Annotated in this window: 10 protein-coding genes and 2 pseudogenes; 7 read left to right on the plus strand and 5 right to left on the minus strand. The window is 57.7% G+C overall.

The window, feature by feature from the left end; all coding sequences use genetic code 11:
- Window positions 1-385 precede the first annotated feature (385 nt).
- The 4 genes and pseudogenes from AB3L03_RS11755 to AB3L03_RS11770 all read left to right on the plus strand — a co-directional run bounded on the left by AB3L03_RS11755 (window position 386) and on the right by AB3L03_RS11770 (window position 5,949).
- Complete coding sequence (locus AB3L03_RS11755) at window positions 386-1,561, plus strand: pyridoxal phosphate-dependent aminotransferase (RefSeq protein ID WP_368508630.1); 1,176 nt, start codon at window positions 386-388, stop codon at window positions 1,559-1,561.
- Between the two features lie 584 nt (window positions 1,562-2,145).
- A complete protein-coding gene (locus AB3L03_RS11760; protein WP_368508631.1) occupies window positions 2,146-2,277 on the plus strand; it encodes a hypothetical protein in 132 nt (43 codons plus the stop codon).
- A gap of 1,831 nt (window positions 2,278-4,108) precedes the next feature.
- Window positions 4,109-5,418, plus strand: a pseudogene (locus tag AB3L03_RS11765) (IS21 family transposase); the annotation flags it as partial.
- A gap of 318 nt (window positions 5,419-5,736) precedes the next feature.
- A complete protein-coding gene (locus AB3L03_RS11770; RefSeq protein WP_085348609.1) occupies window positions 5,737-5,949 on the plus strand; it encodes a hypothetical protein in 213 nt (70 codons plus the stop codon).
- On the opposite strand, the gene AB3L03_RS11775 is transcribed toward AB3L03_RS11770, so the two are convergent.
- The gene (locus AB3L03_RS11775; protein WP_368508632.1) at window positions 5,922-6,920 is read right to left on the minus strand and encodes a RimK family alpha-L-glutamate ligase; all 999 of its coding nucleotides are present in this window, start codon (window positions 6,918-6,920) and stop codon (window positions 5,922-5,924) included. The two genes, AB3L03_RS11770 and AB3L03_RS11775, sit on opposite strands and share 28 nt — an antisense overlap.
- A 559-nt stretch (window positions 6,921-7,479) precedes the next feature.
- Window positions 7,480-7,971, minus strand: a complete 492-nt coding sequence (locus AB3L03_RS11780; protein WP_085348607.1) for a GNAT family N-acetyltransferase — start codon at window positions 7,969-7,971, stop codon at window positions 7,480-7,482.
- A gap of 650 nt (window positions 7,972-8,621) precedes the next feature.
- Between AB3L03_RS11780 and AB3L03_RS11785 the strand changes: the two genes are divergently transcribed.
- The gene (locus AB3L03_RS11785; RefSeq protein ID WP_368509040.1) at window positions 8,622-9,002 is read left to right on the plus strand and encodes an N-acetyltransferase family protein; all 381 of its coding nucleotides are present in this window, start codon (window positions 8,622-8,624) and stop codon (window positions 9,000-9,002) included.
- A 510-nt stretch (window positions 9,003-9,512) separates the two neighbouring features.
- Here AB3L03_RS11785 and AB3L03_RS11790 read toward each other — a convergent pair.
- Window positions 9,513-10,070: pseudogene (locus AB3L03_RS11790) on the minus strand (integrase core domain-containing protein); the annotation flags it as partial.
- A 155-nt stretch (window positions 10,071-10,225) separates the two neighbouring features.
- Entirely contained in the window at window positions 10,226-10,531 is a 306-nt protein-coding gene (locus tag AB3L03_RS11795; RefSeq protein ID WP_368508633.1) for a transposase domain-containing protein, read from the minus strand.
- A 963-nt stretch (window positions 10,532-11,494) separates the two neighbouring features.
- On the opposite strand from AB3L03_RS11795, the gene AB3L03_RS11800 reads away from it, so the two are divergent.
- Window positions 11,495-12,391 (plus strand): 3-keto-5-aminohexanoate cleavage protein, encoded by an 897-nt coding sequence (locus AB3L03_RS11800; RefSeq protein WP_085348606.1) that lies wholly within the window; start codon window positions 11,495-11,497, stop codon window positions 12,389-12,391.
- A 217-nt stretch (window positions 12,392-12,608) separates the two neighbouring features.
- Entirely contained in the window at window positions 12,609-13,394 is a 786-nt protein-coding gene (locus AB3L03_RS11805; protein WP_368509041.1) for an SDR family NAD(P)-dependent oxidoreductase, read from the plus strand.
- Between the two features lie 731 nt (window positions 13,395-14,125).
- Here the strand turns inward: AB3L03_RS11805 and AB3L03_RS11810 are convergent.
- Window positions 14,126-15,613 carry a CoA-binding protein gene (locus tag AB3L03_RS11810; protein WP_368508634.1) on the minus strand — a complete coding sequence of 496 codons (1,488 nt, stop codon included), beginning with the start codon at window positions 15,611-15,613 and terminating at the stop codon, window positions 14,126-14,128.
- Window positions 15,614-16,242: the final 629 nt, after the last annotated feature.

Here is a 16,242-nt window from a genome sequence, read left to right on the forward strand (position 1 = left end):
GATGGCAAGAAATTTGCACTGTGTCCGGCGGGTAGGTGCCGGAAGTAAGTCGATTCATGAATTCAATGGGTGACCTGCTGCTGGGCAGACTAAATGAAAAGCGGTTCCTTTCGGTTGCCGAGGGCCTTGGGCCTTGGCCTTCCAAGTAGGCGCGATGACGGGCGTGATCGAAAGAGCACTTCCCCCGCGAGCCATCGTTCATTGATCGCCTCACCATACTCGAGGTGGAACGGTTGAGATGCTTGGGCCTTTCGGCATTTCGGCAGTGTTGCAATCAGTTGGGCCGATGCAATCAGGCCAATGATCGAGATAATCAGAATGGCTGGTTTCCGGGCCCATGGCGCAATCGGCCTCATCTCCCGAGCTCAGTGAAGGGAATTAGCCCATGCATTACGCGTCCCGACTCTACAGAATGGCCGATAACGGATTGGGGGCTTGGGAGATACATCACATCGCCACCGAGAAACGGAATCGCGGCGATGACGTCATTCTGTTGACGGTTGGCAACACCGATTTCACCAGTCCTAAAACGTCGATCGCCGCTGTACGTCAAGACCTCGCGGCCGGCCGGACCCATTACAGCCCGAGTGCAGGCGGCCGTCCGTTCCGCGAGGCGATTGCACGGCGACATACGCGCAAGACTGGCCAAGCGATCAACGCCGATCAGGTCATAGTCACTATTGGCGCTCAGAACGCGCTGCTCACCGCCGCCCTTTGTCTCATCGAGCCAGGGGACCAGGTCTTAGTACCTGAGCCAATGTATACAACTTATCCCGGCACTGTCGCTGCTGCTGGCGGCGAGATCATCAGCATCCGCTCGCCACCAGGAAACCGGTTTCATCCGTTGATTAACGAGATGGAAGCCGCTATCACTCCACGAACTCGCGCGATCTTTTTGGCCACCCCCAACAATCCGACGGGGGCGGTCTATACGACAGACGAACTGCTGGCTATAGCGGGCCTCTGCCGCAATCAGAATCTCTGGCTGGTCTCGGATGAGGTCTACGGCGAACTCATCTATGAGGGCCAACATGTCTCGCCCTCTATGCTTCCCGGCATGGCGGAGCGCACCATCACCATCAGCAGTCTTTCCAAGTCACATGCGATGGCGGGTTGGCGGCTCGGTTGGATGATCGGTCCGCAGGAGTTGGTGCGTCATGCTGGCAACGTAGCGCTCTGCTCGACCTACGGCGTTCCTACTTTTCTCCAAGATGCCGGCGTCGCGGCGCTGGAGCAGTTTCCGAACGGGCTCCCCGAACTGCGAGCAGCCTATCGTCGCCGCCGCGACCAGCTTTGTGAGTGGATGGAAACGGTTCCCCTAGTGTCTTTCCACCGCCCGGAAGGCGGCATGTTCATTATGTTGGATGCGCGCGCCACGGGTCTCTCGGCGTATGACTTTGCCAAGGGCCTAGTTCTCCAAGAGGGAGTTGCAATTCTACCCGCGGATAGTTTTGGCGAAAGCGCAGCTGGTCATTTGCGCATTAGCCTTGGTGCCACCGACGCGGAAATGGAGGAGGCGGCCATGCGCCTGTCCCGTTACGCTAAGCAGATCGCGCGGTAAAGGTTGAGTTCCTTCTTAGCCATAGCACACGGTATTGGGGCGATCAGTACGCCGCCGATCGGCTGGATGCATCCGACTGCCAACCGTTACACTACGTTGAAAAACTCGGTTGCGCGGAAGTCCGCAATTTAGGACCGGAGCTGACAAGTCGTGGCAGTGGACTGGACGAAGGTGGTACGGTAGTTGTGAAGCGACCTCACTCGACGAGATGAAACTTGCGGCGAATTGAATTAGAGCGCTGAAAGGCTAGGAGAGATTTGCGCCGACTTTGCTGTGATGGCGGGCGATGGCTCCGCCTGTTGCAGAGGTTCCGACTGCCCTTGCCGATGCCCATGCGCGAATCTTCGCCTTGCTGCCAGAACGGCAGTGATTAAGGCCGCATCGTCTCCGAGATTACAATACTGACTACGGCGAACTCTCGATCTCGCCGCGGTCAACCAGGCGGCCGACGCGCGGATCCTAGAGCTGGCGGCGATCGTGAAGATCTCGGAGCGCACGCCTTACGGCATGCGCTCAGAACGCTTGCGGAGCCAAAAGCCAAGCCATGAGCAGATCGCCTTCGTGCTTGCGAGAGTTCTACCGGCGTGGCGGCCATCGAAGCCGAACGGGCCAAGACAGGCGGCAAGGTCAAGCCGCAACGCGCGCCGCGGCCTCGCAAGGAGTTCGGCTCGCATCTGGTGCGGGTGGAGATCCCTTCCCGGATGTCTCCTGGTTGAAGGCCTGAAAAAGGTTCTGATCGGCGAGGCTGTGTTAATGCGCGTCGACGTGACACCGGCAAAGTTCTGCGTGATAGTCAACCCAAATGCATCTATCGCAATCGCGATGACACGTAGTTCAGGCCGGCCTCGCCGCACGCAATTGAAAGCGGCCTTTCGACCGAAGCGCTTCTCGCCCAGATCCCAGTCTTGATACGCGACTGGCGGCCCCTGTACCGGCAGGAAAGCGATCGACGCGCGTGACGGCGTCGATCTCGGCTGATCGTTGATAGAGCAATGGACGGGTAAGGTCGATTTCCAATTGCAGCCGTCGCCAATTGTGGGCTGGACGAGACGAAGCACGCGAACGAGTCTTCGAATCCGCTACTTGATGTCTGCGGGCACCGCCATTGTCTAATGCCGACACTAACGGTATCTTTCGTAATTTCATGAAGACGTACTCTTCTGGAAGTGAGCAATGAGTAGTTCGGCAACTTTCTCGAAGCAATCTACTCCAGAAGTCAGCTGATAATCGTATAGTCCCCCCGGCAATTTGAGGGATGCTCTTGCTCAAGGCCGTTTGATTCGCAACTTTTAGCTCGCCTTGCAAGCGGACGTCGGTCTGGCAGGCGGCTGTTGCGGGAAGGCAGCGGGCGCGGCATAGTTAGCAGCAACGAGGGTAGTGCGGCAAAAGCGCATCTCCGATCTCGAGTGTGACGGCTGGAGGCAAACACCGGCCTGTTGCTGAAAGGATCGATGCCAATTGATGAGAGCCGCAGATGACCCTTCAGCACCTCACTCAGTTTGTTGCGATTGACAGTGATCGTGGCCTGCACTAACGCCCGCCCGTTAACTGCGCCAAACATCAGGCAGAGTGCGAAGGCGTAAACGCCAGGCCTGACGCGGAAGCTGTCCACGGTCTTCCCCTCTGCACCACAGCGGAATGCGAACGTGAGCCTCTCGCGATCGGCGAAGATCGAGGTGACATCCGCAAATCGAATTGAACCGGGCAATCCTGGGTTTAGCTGACGTGGAGGCCTTGCTTGCTCGTATGTGCTGTCGCGACTACCCGCAGAAATATGATCTCGAAAGGCGGCTCACCAACCTCAGTCAGGCGCTTCTCAGACAATATCTGCTGCAACGCTGCGGACGGCTCCACACGGGTCGCTACCAGCCGAAGCCGGTGCGGCGAGTCTACATGCCCAAAGCCGATGGCGGTAAGCAGCCTCTCGGTGTGCCGGCGCCAGAGGATAAGATCGTCCAAAGTGCGGTGGCATGCGAGCGCCGTCTCCGAGACCGACTTGCTCTGGTTCTCTTGCGGCTTCCCCGGTGCGGAATCCTCACATTCCGCTTGATGCCCTGCATGCTGGGATGATGAGCCAGCGAGTGAACATGGTGCTCGATGCCGACATACGCAGCTTCTTGGACACCGCTTCATAATGCCCCTGGTTCATGAGGTTTGAAAGGAGTTCGGATTGCCGGGTTATCATCTTGATTCGGATTCCCCTTTTTCCTGCCATTCGTGACGTGCACGATTTCGAGGTCGCCGCGCTTGACGGTTCGGCTTAGAGGCCGACCTTGCGGGTTGCCTCGTGCATGGTCACGGAGCTCCAGCAGCCTGGCTGAATCGCGCAGTGAGGTCATCGGTCAGGCGAATGCGCCAGGGCGTGCCAGGCGTCAACTGCTCGCCCGGAATGATGCTTTGATTGAGTCAGCGGTACAAAGTCGAAGAGGCGACGGCGCGATCCGAGCGGACCGCGCCGTCTGGTGATCGCGGCTGGCCGGTGATGGATGGTTCTTATCGCCAAAGAGCAATCACCCGTTGCCAGGCTCCCATGTCACCGATCACCAGATGAGGCTCTACATGAAATCCTGTCAAACCAATTCGCCGCCAGTGACGGCCGCGAAGGTGTCGTTCAGTTCGTCGACCGCTTATCGGCTCGAAAAGGATCTGCGTCTTCCGTCGCAAAGGAAGTCACCGCGGCAAAGGCGCCGGCCGGGTCCCTTGGCCAACGTCTTCGGCCTAGAGGGCGTGCCGATGCTGAACGCGGCTGCCGGCGTGCGGCCCGTGGCCATCTTCGAGGAGATGCTCCGACGCCATCCTGAGCTGCGCGCTGCAATCCGCCGCACGCTCGAGCGCCGCATCCGCGCCTGGCGGGTGATCCACGGCGAGGAGCAGGAGGTCATCTTGCGCCAGACCCATGAAGTGGGCCAGGTCGGCAAGTGGGGCCAGGTCGGCCTGTCCGACTTCGCCGATATGGGCGAGCTTGGGGTCACCATCGCGGGCGTGCCGCTCGATCATCGCCCCTATGACTTGGGGTTGGCCTATTGCGGTTTTGAACACGCCCATGACGTGCTCGGTCGCGAGATCTTCGTCGCATTGGCCGAAGGGCTGCGGAATGCCCTGTGGTCGCTCGGTGGGCACCGCGGGAGCATCGTACCGACAGCCTGTCGGCCGCCTTCTGCAATCTCGAGCGCAATGCGAGGGACGATCTGACCCGGCGGTACGAGGACCTCTGCGCCCACTACGGCATGCGGCCTTCCCGCAACAATCGCGGCATCGCCCACGAGAACGGGGCGATCGAGAGCTCGCATGGCCATCTCAACCGGGCGATCGCCGATACGCTGCTGTTGCGCGGCACTGCCGAATTCGATGATCTCGCCGCCGATCGCGGCTTCATCGACGAGATCGTCAGCCGCCGCAATGCCCGCAACGCCAAGCGGATCGACCACCAGCGCGCCGCCCTGCAGGCGTTGCCAGATCGCCGCGCACCTCGGACTATGAGGAGGTGATTGTCCGCGTGACGTCAAGCGGCGGCTTCACCTTCCGCAAGGTGTTCTACACCGTGCCGTCGCGTTTTCGAGCACCAACTGCGGGTGCGCCTTTACAACGATCGTCTCGACGTGTTCGTCGGCAGCACCCACCTCGTCACCCTGCCGCGCGTGCGGCCGCATCCCAACGGCAAGCACGATCAGGTCGTCGATTATGGGCACGTGATCCATTCCTTGCAGCGCAAGGCAACGGCACTCCTCAATCTCGTCTACCGTGATCGGCTGTTCCCGCGCGATGCCTATCGCCGAACCTTCGATTGCTTGCGCGAACGGCTGCCGGACAGGAAAGTCTACCGGATCATGGTCGATCTGCTCGCTCTGGCGCGCGACGAGCGCACGTCGAGACAACTTCCGGCCGAAAGGCGCGTCATAGGGGTATGGTCAGTCATACGTCAATGTCTTCAATCTCCATTACACTGCGCAAGCCAACCTCGCCGAGTGAGACCGCACATCTAGCTTGCGTTAGGAAGCATGACGAAGTCACGCGCATACTGCGAGGTCCCGACGCGGCCGCAAGCATCATCTTTCTCAGACGAGGTGGGCCTCGTTTAAGCACTTTTTTAGTTCCATCTTTGATAGCTGAGATATATTCGACGCGGAATGGAGCCGGGTTCGATTGCTGAAGCCGCGGATTGAGGCGAAGAGATCATGTCGGTCACCGCCGCGGGGCTCAGAGTGATGATGATGAACGAACTCTCCGCATTCAGGTGCGTGCAAGACGCTCACCATGATGGCATTGTCGAAGCAGTCGTCCATGTCGCGGCAAGCCGCGAGACAAGGCTGGTCATGTTCGCGAAAGATTGCGTTACGTTCATGACTTGTAAGAGCGAACTTCATGACGACAAACGCCTCTTGAAGTGAGTAGTGATTACCTCGGACACTTTGTCCGAGCGGTCTACCCCAGAAGCACACTGCAAGTCGTACAGCCCTCCCGGATTCACAAGATTTATTTCGATGATGTAAGGATAGGCAATGTCTATCCCTGCGAAGTTGATTCCGTGAGCCATCAGCTTTCGACCGATTGACTCAGCTAGCTCAATTTCATCTTGATGCAGATCCACCGGAACAGGTTTTCCTCCCAGCACTATGTTCGACCTGTGATCGTCCGGATGCCCGATCCGGCCGTGCCAAGCGGTCGCCTGTCCGCAAACAACGATGATACGCTTTTCGCCGTGGACCACTTCAGGAATATACTGCTGAAGTACGGTGTACTCGGCTTTGAAGCCGCCTAACTCGCCATAGCTATCCTTGTGAGCAGCGGTATTTCCGGTAAGGCATTGCAAGATTGCTCGGACATTTGGTCCCTTCGGGGTCAGTAAAAAGACGTTTTGCCCACAGGTGGAATTTGGCGGCTTAGCTACCCACCACTGATCTGAAGTTTCCTGGTAGCGATCCCAGAGCAGCGAAAAGTCGTTCGATATGTACGAAAGCGCTCTGTTCGCCTTGGGCACGACGTGGCCCAGAGCATGTTTTGGAGTAAGGAACACCAGACCTTCGACGCTGTTGACAAACGACGTCGTCTGAGATGCCAGCCAAAGCATTTGCCAAATGTCAAGGGATACGCGATCCTGAGGATGGCCCATGACCCAGACCAACTGACATTCGTCGAGAAAATAGTTAGCTCGAATTCCTGCTGCGGCGCAGCCGGGATGATAAGGCTCGGCGTTTTTTGGCACTAAAACTCCGCGTGTGAAAAAGCGATAGTCGTCTGCCGAAATTGAATTCAACTCGCCGAAAAGTACTTCCCAACCCAACCGGCGAAATGCGTTACTGATTGGGGCGTCGTTCTCGCCTAAACTGTCGAGCGTGTTCGTGAGTATCAGCAGTCTCATAACATTCTCCTAGAGCTGTCCGCTATCTGAGTTCCCCATCACGCAGGCACCTCTACTGTTAAACTTCGAGCACCGCGTCGGTTTGCAGCCCACCCGGCCTGAGCTCCGGTATTGGCCCAGTGCTGCATCAGGCAGCTAGCAACGCGCGTGCCAAAGTTAAATTGGTCCAGTAGGCGACTGAGTTCGTCCGAAGAGGTGGCGCTCCATCGAGACGGGCAGGAGGTCGGACAAGGTTCGTGCCGCTGTTGGGGACATGACAAGGATTATAGACTTGAGTGGACAATATAGCTCGCGGCGCACGCTTGGATGCTTCGCCCAATGGAGCCGCTGGCTCAACAGCGCTGTCGGCAGAATCACAACGGCTTGCAAGGAAACGCATCTCCCTAAAGAGAAACGCATCTCGCGTCGGCAGCGCTAGCCGGTATCCGAGCCCCCCGACATAGCTTTTGTACGGCGGCGTTCGCAGCCCTTGAGCTTTGGTTGCCCCAAGGAAACGTTGGGCGTTCGCTCGGTGTACTTGCAAAGTCTGCTTGGCTGGTTAGCCTTCCGAGGGCAGACATTATGGCAATTGCTTCCACAGCCATACGTCGTTGTGCCATTCACCTCGAACACGTGACAGTTCGCGTAATTTCGCGACACGTCGAAACTCGAACGAATTGAAATTTTTGATTGCTCCGACATTTCTTTCAAGAGTGCGGCCCAATAGCGCATGCAGTCCAAACGTTTTGGCGGTCTCAATCAAGTGCGCAATCATCAGCCTTCCAATCCCCATTCCTCGGTGTTTTTCATCAACGTAGCACGAAATTTCGGAGAGCCCCGTATACTCAGGGCGCATCGAAAACGAGTTTAGGGAACACCACGCGATTGTTTTCCTGCTGTCATTTTCATAAACGAAGGCTGCGTATGGGTCTTGATGCTCCTCAAGCCAAGCCAATCGTTCGGTGCGAGTATCAGGCGACACTCGACTAATGGCAAAGACGCCGGGTGCCATCGCTTGATTGTAGATTGCGGCGATGTCTTCAGCGTCCGAACATTTCGCGCGTCGAATCACGATCTCGTCCGATCTGTTTGATAGCGCGTTGGACTCTTGAGCTTGCGGTGACGACTACTAGTCTCTGTCGAACGCGTCCCATCGTTGGTTGGGCAGTCCGGACATCCGAGTTCACCCGTGCAGGGAGCGAGCGGAATCGGATTACCTGCATTCAACAATGCGCAGTATTGGAAATCTACACAAGCTATAAGCTCTGGTAGGTCTCGGAACGTCTGTTACGCGTTAGCCTCGGCATCTATCCTTGAGGGACACGGGGGCATTGCCGTCGCTTTCTGAACGTTAACTGCAGCATGTTGCTTCAGTTTACTGCACAGGAGAGCTGCCGCGAATGCGCATAAAGCGCAGCCATGCTTCTCTGGCTGATCAGGGCTTATGACGAAAGCGGCGATTGGGAGCCGTAGACCTCGGGCCGCGATGCTCGGGTCACCTGACGGATGAAAGAAGCTGTTGTCCAAATAAGTCGGAGGAGCATCGGGTGTTTCGCCGCGTCATGCCGGATCTCGATGCTACACGAGATTAGGGGTTTTCAAATGTGCTACGAACTGCGCCGGCTGCGGAGAGGTGATCTACCCGAAGTAACGGACATCTATAATGCCGCGTGTCGGGACAGGGAATCGACGCAAGGAACACGTCCTTGGAGCGTTGCAGAAATGAATCGGTTTCTATTTGCGCTTCGTCCCTCATTCGTCTCCTACACATGTATCAGCAAAGGCAAGGTCATCGGATGGGCAGCGCTTACTCGGCACCATATCAATGAAGGGGTGCGGCAGACGGCGGAAATGTCGCTCTTTGTTCAAGCGCGGTTTCGTCGTCAAGGAGTGGGTTCCGCGCTTGCGCGCGCAATTCTAAGTCAACAAAGTACAGCCGACCTACATTGCATCTTAGCAATGTCGTTTGCTGATGCGCCGAACGTTATTTCTTTCGCACAGAAAAAATGTTGCCTTTCGATTTCCGGATGTCTCCCAGCGGCGTTTTCCGATAGCGGGCACAACTACGACATTCTGATTCTGCAAAGACTTATAACCGCGTGAACTCAACTGAGGAACGTGTGTGTGTCCATCACCTGTCGAATAAACGCCTGCGGACGTGGCTATTTTGAAAATTGATGTGGGCGGCGCGAGATATCGCGCCGTGTGGCTGGCGTCCCGCAAGAAGTTATCTCGAATTCGCCTTGGTATTCGAATTTGAGCGCCTCATGGCTTTATACGGCGTCGGTTCATAGATCCGATGGTCACTTACTACCTGCTCGACAGGTTCCGCTTGCATGCGCGTCACGACTCGTTCCGCTGCAAGTCCTTCCGAGCCGGGGACATCCAGCGCAGCGTCAGCCGAAAACCTACTCAACCGAGTGCCCTTGTCCCCTATCTGCATGGTCTTCAGCCGCTTTCCTTTTGAGGTGAAGACGGGCGCCGCTCGCACGCTCGCACGTGGTTGCTGTGACCTTGCCCCCAAGCTTTATCCAGTTCTGAATTCGCCCTGGCCGTTTGTGAAGTGCTCCCCAAAACTAGGCCAGCTGATGCTGGAATTTTCCGGGGTTTAGCTCATGCCGGCGGGGGCGCCGATGAGCCATTCAACAGCGATATCGGCGCCTTGTTGCCGATCGCGCTATGGGGCCGGACTTCGTTGTAGTCTCTACGCCAATCCTCCATTTTCTGCCGGGCGTCGTCAAGGCTCAGGAACCAGTGCGTGTTCAGGCATTCGGTTCTGAACTTGCCGTTGAAGGATTCGATGAAGCTATTGTCCGTCGGCTTGCCGGGACGTGAGAAGTCGAGCACAACGCCTCTTTGATAAGCCCAGATGTCGAGCGGGAGATAAACTCTGCTCCTGGTCGACGCGGATCGTCCTGGGATAGCCAAGGATCTTGCAGATACGCTCCAAGGTCAGCACGACATCCTCGCCTCGATAACTGAAGCGCGGATCGACGGCTCGCGAGAAGCGACTAAAGGTGTCCACGATCGTGAGAACACGGATCTTGCGGCTCGTGGCGAGCTGGTCGTGAACGAAGTCCATTGCCCAGGTCTCATTGATCTGGCGAGCTTCCGTCCTGTCTTCGCGCAGCTTGGCCTTCACGCGACTCTTCGGCCCTTTGTTGCACGAAGGAGCCGCCCGTGGAAACGATTGTTCGGCTCTCTTCGGCGGTTTGCCGTCTTGGCTTGTCGCGATGCAAGGTTGCGGACCATCGCACTATTGGACGCGGAGGCTGCGGTTGCTGGGACATGAGGTGGCGATGATCCGCAAGCGCTTAGCCGCGACCCTATTGAGGCTGGCTTGACGTTTTGCGGAATCGCCACGGCATGAGGTCTTCGATGCGGCTATGGGGATGACCGTCGATGATCGTCTCGAGTGTTTCGGCGACGTAGGCGGCGGGGTTGACGTCGTTGAGCTTGCAGATGGCGACGACCGACGCGAGTAGGAGCCAGTTGTCCGCGCCGACTTCATGGCCGGCGAAGAGCGCATTTTTTCTGGTCAGGCAGACTGGGTAACATTCGCTGTTGCGGCAATACGGTCTACCGGGAACATCGCTACATTCCTCTCCATCCTGATTGCCGCGCCGATGCACTTGATGCTGCGAAGCTTGCCATGGACCACAGAGCTGATCTCGTAGTCCGTACCATTCCACAGACGCGCCAAGTGCTCGCTCTCGGCGTCCAATGCCGCATCACCGGCGTCTTCAGGAGCCTGCGGAACGCAATAAGCTCCAACATTCCCAAGGCGCACTCGAGCATCAGCAAACGAATGGTCCTGCAACTCTGAGTTTTAGGCGAGGACGGTTGCGACATCGCTGGTAACCAAGAAGCGCTCGCGCCGCGTTTTTCTGGCGAGATCGCCACATCCATGTCGCTCACAAAGCGCCGGTAACCTCCTTCCGCAGCACTCGCAAACTGAGATTGGACGGTCGGCCGGCGTACCACGCGCCATATCCGCCCAACCGGTCCCGTGCGGTTGGGTTCACGTCCAGCCTCGGAGGATGTGTATGTCGACATGCGATAAGCGTTAGCTCAGGAAGCTCACTTCCTTTGAAGCGGCGTAACCCCACTTTCTCGGGCGACACGGTGAACATCACCGCACAATCGGCCAGAAAACGGATGGTGCCCGAACACAATATCGACCGCGCCGGTCATGAGGATCGCCACGCGGGTGCATCATCAGGCTGTTGAAGCTCGGCGGGGAACGACAGGTATCACATGAATTCCTTTTTGTTATGCTAGTCATGTCGGGTTCATTTACGGAATGTCGGAGATCCGACGATTCGTAGGTCGCTCCAATACCGGACTACTTGCTCCAGCTGCTCTCTCTTTTCGGGCAAGCCCCGCGCGGGATTTCCCCGAGCGGCACGCCGATTGCTTAGAGGATTCCGGCTGTGGGCCCTAGCAGCGGCCCTGTCACCCATGAGGCCCCGTTCGATTGATCTAGCCAATGCGCTTACCGAGTTGACGGTAGGAAATTCAAAAGTGGTAAACGTCAGCATTCCAAAATTTTGCTGCGTAGAGCTAAAGGTCACGCTTTCAAAGGAGAAGCTGGGATGATTTCTGAGGTGTTCATTACGTGTGCGCTCACAGGGGCAGGAACTGCGGTGGAGCGTAGCCCTCATGTGCCGGTCACCCCCGAGCAGATCGCGCAGTCCGCGATCGAGGCTGCGCGGGCGGGTGCGGCGGTGGTGCACATCCACGTGCGTGATCCCAAGACGCGGCGTGGCACTCGTGATCCGGCGATGTATCGGGAAGTGGTACAGCGTATTCGAGAATCGGACGTGAATCCGCTCATCAACCTGACTGCGGGAATGGGCGGCGATCTCGTGCTGGGCGACCCGGAATCTCCGCTGCCGCTGAATCCGGCTGGCACGGACATGGCCGGCGTGCGTGAGCGGCTAGTGCATGTGGAAGAGCTACGACCCGAGATCTGTACGCTGGATTGCGGGTCGATGAACTGGGGCGCCGGCAGCCAGTACGTCATGGTCAACACCGCCGGGACGCTGCGCGCGATGGCTGCGCGCGTAAAGGAGCTTGGTGTGCGTCCTGAGCTCGAGGTCTTCGATATCGGTCACTTGGTGCTTGTGCGCGATCTCATCGAGCAAGGCCTGATCGACAATCCAGCGTTGATCCAATTGTGCATGGGGATTCGCTACGGCGCGCCAGATGACCCGACGACGCTGATGGCGCTGGTACACCAGCTCCCGCCGCAGGCCATCTACTCTGCCTTCTCGATTGGACGTATGCAGCTTCCGTACGTGGCATTGGCCCCGCTGGTTGGCGCGAATGTGCGAGTCGGTTTGGAAGACAACCTCTATCTCTCTCGCGGGCGGCTGGCGACCAATGCTGAGCTTGCGCAGCGGGCAGTCGAGATTCTCGAAAGGATGGGCGTGCGAGTGATGAGTCCGGATGAGGTGCGTAAAAAGCTTGCGTTGCAAGTTCACGTGTGAAGGTCAAACGTTATGTCTGCGACGCGTGCGCCGGCGGTCGGGCTGCTAGTGGCGAGAATAATCGGCGGTGGGTGGGCCGCTCGTTTAGTGCTCGACGGGGTGCACGTGCGGCCATATGACTCGGCGGCTCGCATGCTTGAGCGCGGGCGGGAGGCGGTGGCCAACGCGCGGCCGCATACCCGCGTCTGCGGCCGTAATTATCTTAGGAGTGGGAACGATGTCAGAGAATGGCTTGTGTGCAATAGTGACGGGTTCAGCGTCCGGCCTTGGAGCGGCGATAGCGGGCCTCTTAGCGAAGTGCGGGGCACACCTCGTGATCAACTATTCGAAGAGCCAGAAGGAAGCCGAGGCCACAGCTGAAGCCTGCCGCATGGCCGGCGCTGCCGACGTCATGGTTGTGCAGGGCGACGTTTCTCGCGATGATGATTGCAGGAAGATCGTCGCCGCTGCCTCGCCCTGGGGGCGGCTCGACTTGCTCGTCAACAATGCCGGCACAACAAAACATGTGCCGAGTCACGATCTCGACGGGCTCTCGGCGGAGGATTTTCAACGTATTTATGCCATCAACACCATCGGGCCGTACCAGATGATCCGTGCCACACGCTCGCTGCTCGAGGCTGGCTGCAAGATGAGCGGACGGCCGGCCGCGGTGGTGAACGTCTCCTCGATCGCAGGGATCAACGGTGACGGCTCATCCGTCGCGTACTCAGCGAGCAAGGGAGCGCTAAATGCAATGACGCTACCGTTGGCGCGCGCGCTGGCACCTTCCATTCGCGTCAATACCGTTTGTCCTGGCTACATCGATACGCCCTGGTTCACCAAGGGTCGTGGTGAGGCGGGCGCCCGGCAGGTGCGCGATGCCGTGTTGGCGCGTGCGCCGCTCAAGGCTGCCTCGACCGCCGAGGACATCGCGCAGCTCGTCTGCTTTCTCGCAAGCCCGGCGTCGAGTAACATGACCGGCGAATGCGTGCGCATAGATGCCGGCTTACATCTGATTTTGTGAGAACGCGAAAACCGTCGCTTAAGGCCGCAGCGCTAAGCAGATCCCCGCAGTCCGGCCAAGCGCAAGCACGCCTTCCGAGCCCAGCACGGCCAACATGTCTCGAGAGATCACGGCCTCTCCAGCCACGTCGTCGGCTTTCTTGCGCAGTTTGAACCAGGTGTCGAAGCGCCATCCGCAGCATCTCCCCCGGTAGCTAGCAATTCTCGTTGCAGTGGGGCAGTTGCCTTAAGAGTGTCACAGATGTCTGGCGGAGGGAGACAACCCCCTCGATCATGTTGATGCGCGAGTACGCGGGCGCGTTCTCATACCATTCGCTTACGCGGCGACACGGCCGGTCATGCAGCGCCTCGCCGGCGCTTTTCTGAAAACCATGTCCGAGGCGTCTGGCGGTTATTGTACCCCGAACAACCCTGCGGAGCGCGGCTGGACGCGCTGGCCCCGCACGGTCTGATCGAGGCCCGGATCGCATGCTTGCGTTGCCAACGCGCAACGCTCGTCAACCGTCCCTTTCTCTAGTCGATCGTCCGCTTGATCCTGCTCGCTACCGCTGATGCGATCTCGCGCTTTACGTGCCATGCCGATCTCCGCCCCATCCGACGGCGAACTGATGTTTCTCGTTCAGCTCGAACGAAGTTTGGGCCTTAATGTCTAGCCGCTCAGCTGCAAATAGACGAGTCAGTGAGCGATTGCATCCATGCCCTCGAAACGCATGATCTTGACCGGTGTGGTCTCTAAGTCGACGCATGCCACTCGATCGCCTTGCCCAGAGCTCGAACCGAAACTCCCGTGCCTTGCAGGATTGGTAGGCCGGCAAACACGGGCGGGTTCCCATCAACCTCCTTACTCCGAGATACTCCACTAATCTGCGAGACCGGAATAAGCGCAATTTCAGGATGTTGGGCTACCAGCTCATTAAGCACGATGCCAAGCGGTGAGTCGTTATCGATGCTCGTTGGCAAATCCATGCCCCAGAGAAGGATGTCAAACTCTCCACTCTGTCCGAGTACCTGTAAACAGCCGCTCAGGACGCCAGAATCGAAAGAGCTTTGAGCACTCAGATCCAGGGGATTGAAGCTGTTCGCGAATCTCGGCAAGACGTCGGCTAATCGCTTGCGCAGCTGATTAGAGAACGAAACGAGCTTCAGTCCGGGCGTCGACAAAATCAAATCAGCCATGATGTTTCCCATTCCACCTGAAAAGCTCGCAAAGGCGACGCGATTGCCCCGCGGTTTGCCGGATGCCTTGAAGGCCACGATAGTCTCGATCAAGTCCTCGACGGAATTAACCGTGATCACACCCTGTTCTTCGAGAAGCCGGATGTCGCTTTCATAGCTATTCGCGGCTTGTGTTGCCGTATGTCGGTTGATGGCATTTCGCACCTCAGGATGAGCGCCGACGCGCAGCATGATGATCGGCTTGCCTTGTTCCCGCGCGTGCGTACAGGCAAGCGCGAAGCGCTCGGGATCCTTGATCCCTTCGGAATAACTTACGATGATTTCTGTTTGTGGATCGGCAGCGAGGAAATTAATTACTTCAGCGGTTGTGATGCTGACTTCGTTACCGGTCGTAGCGATTTTGCTGATGCCCACTCCCCTGGCGATAAGCGGATGCATAATTGCAACCATCTGCCCGCTCTGGAATACGCCACTGACGGCTCCCGCGACAATCTTGGGTAGCTTGCTTTCCCAAACGGCAATGATCGGCCGATGCAGATTGATGACCCCAATCGTATTGGGGCCAACAACGACGGTTGTAGAGTCGTCTGCCCACAGCTGAATTCGCTGCTGCCTTGCGCGGCCCTCCTCGGATTCAAGTTCGGCGAAGCCGCTCGAGATGATCTGTGCGGCGCCCACCGACCTTCGTCTGCATTCCTCCAAAACAGGAAGAATATTCTCAGCCCGAACGCATAGGAGGGCCAGATCGACTGGGAACGGAACGTCTGAGATGCACTTGTAACAATCCACTTCGTCAACCGTATCGTAGTTCGGGTTAACGGCAGCGACGTTTCCATCGAAACCGGACGCGATAATGTTGTTAAGAATGCTTTTCGCGAGGCTAGGCCTCGGCGAAGCTCCGACCACTACAACTCCCCGAGGTTCGAAGAGAGATCGGAGGTCACGCTCGACGCCGGTCATTTCTAACTTGCCCGAAACAAATCGATAAACCTGCGTCGCATCTCTCACTGCTTGCACGGTTGTTCCATCGCTGATAGTGGACATGTAACTCCTCGTATTGTCAAAGCTTGGGGCGCGCCAAGAATGAGGCGGATTTTCCAATGTTGTTCGGAAGCCGACACTAGCATCGAAGCCGACTCAGACCCCGCGAACGAGCAGGATGGTGTGAGCCATCGGGGGTGGTGCCGCTAATGTGTTGAGCGAACTGCCCGATTTATCGACGCGAGCGTTGCCGCGATCCAATTGAAAAGGAACGTCGCCAGTCTTGGGTGTCTGAATGCATTTAGCCGTCTCTCCTGCGGTGTTGCCGGCTCTAAGCAGCAATTGGCATGCCAGCAGAGCTCAACGTCACTAATCGATTAATTCGTTTTGAGAAACTTCGCGCGTCGCAAGTCTGGTGTTTTTGACCTGACAGCCGCGTACGGCTGTCAGAAACCGAACAGACGCAGCTAAAGCCATCGATGAGAGTCTTGGCTTGCCATTCTCTCCCATCGAGCGGCTGCCGCCCGATTTAAGAAGGCCTCAGCGATGATTGGTAGTACTTCGAAGTGTACCTTGCGGAGGACTGCCGAGCCCCAGCCCGGTAGCTTTCAATGCCACCTACGATCTGACCAGTAAGGAGCCGAGACCGCTCCCAGGCTGCGCCGCCCGTAAATAGATAGGAAGCCTTGAAC

This window comes from Bradyrhizobium lupini, assembly GCF_040939785.1.
GTDB lineage: Bacteria > Pseudomonadota > Alphaproteobacteria > Rhizobiales > Xanthobacteraceae > Bradyrhizobium > Bradyrhizobium canariense_D.

Bases quoted from the DNA above. Each gene is read 5' to 3' on its own strand.
- AB3L03_RS11810 (WP_368508634.1), bottom strand. From the start codon at position 15,613: ATGTCCACTATCAGCGATGGAACAACCGTGCAAGCAGTGAGAGATGCG.
- AB3L03_RS11770 (WP_085348609.1), top strand. From the start codon at position 5,737: ATGTCGGTCACCGCCGCGGGGCTCAGAGTGATGATGATGAACGAACTC.
- AB3L03_RS11805 (WP_368509041.1), top strand. From the start codon at position 12,609: ATGTCAGAGAATGGCTTGTGTGCAATAGTGACGGGTTCAGCGTCCGGC.
- AB3L03_RS11800 (WP_085348606.1), top strand. From the start codon at position 11,495: ATGATTTCTGAGGTGTTCATTACGTGTGCGCTCACAGGGGCAGGAACT.
- AB3L03_RS11755 (WP_368508630.1), top strand. From the start codon at position 386: ATGCATTACGCGTCCCGACTCTACAGAATGGCCGATAACGGATTGGGG.
- AB3L03_RS11785 (WP_368509040.1), top strand. From the start codon at position 8,622: ATGAATCGGTTTCTATTTGCGCTTCGTCCCTCATTCGTCTCCTACACA.
- AB3L03_RS11775 (WP_368508632.1), bottom strand. From the start codon at position 6,920: ATGAGACTGCTGATACTCACGAACACGCTCGACAGTTTAGGCGAGAAC.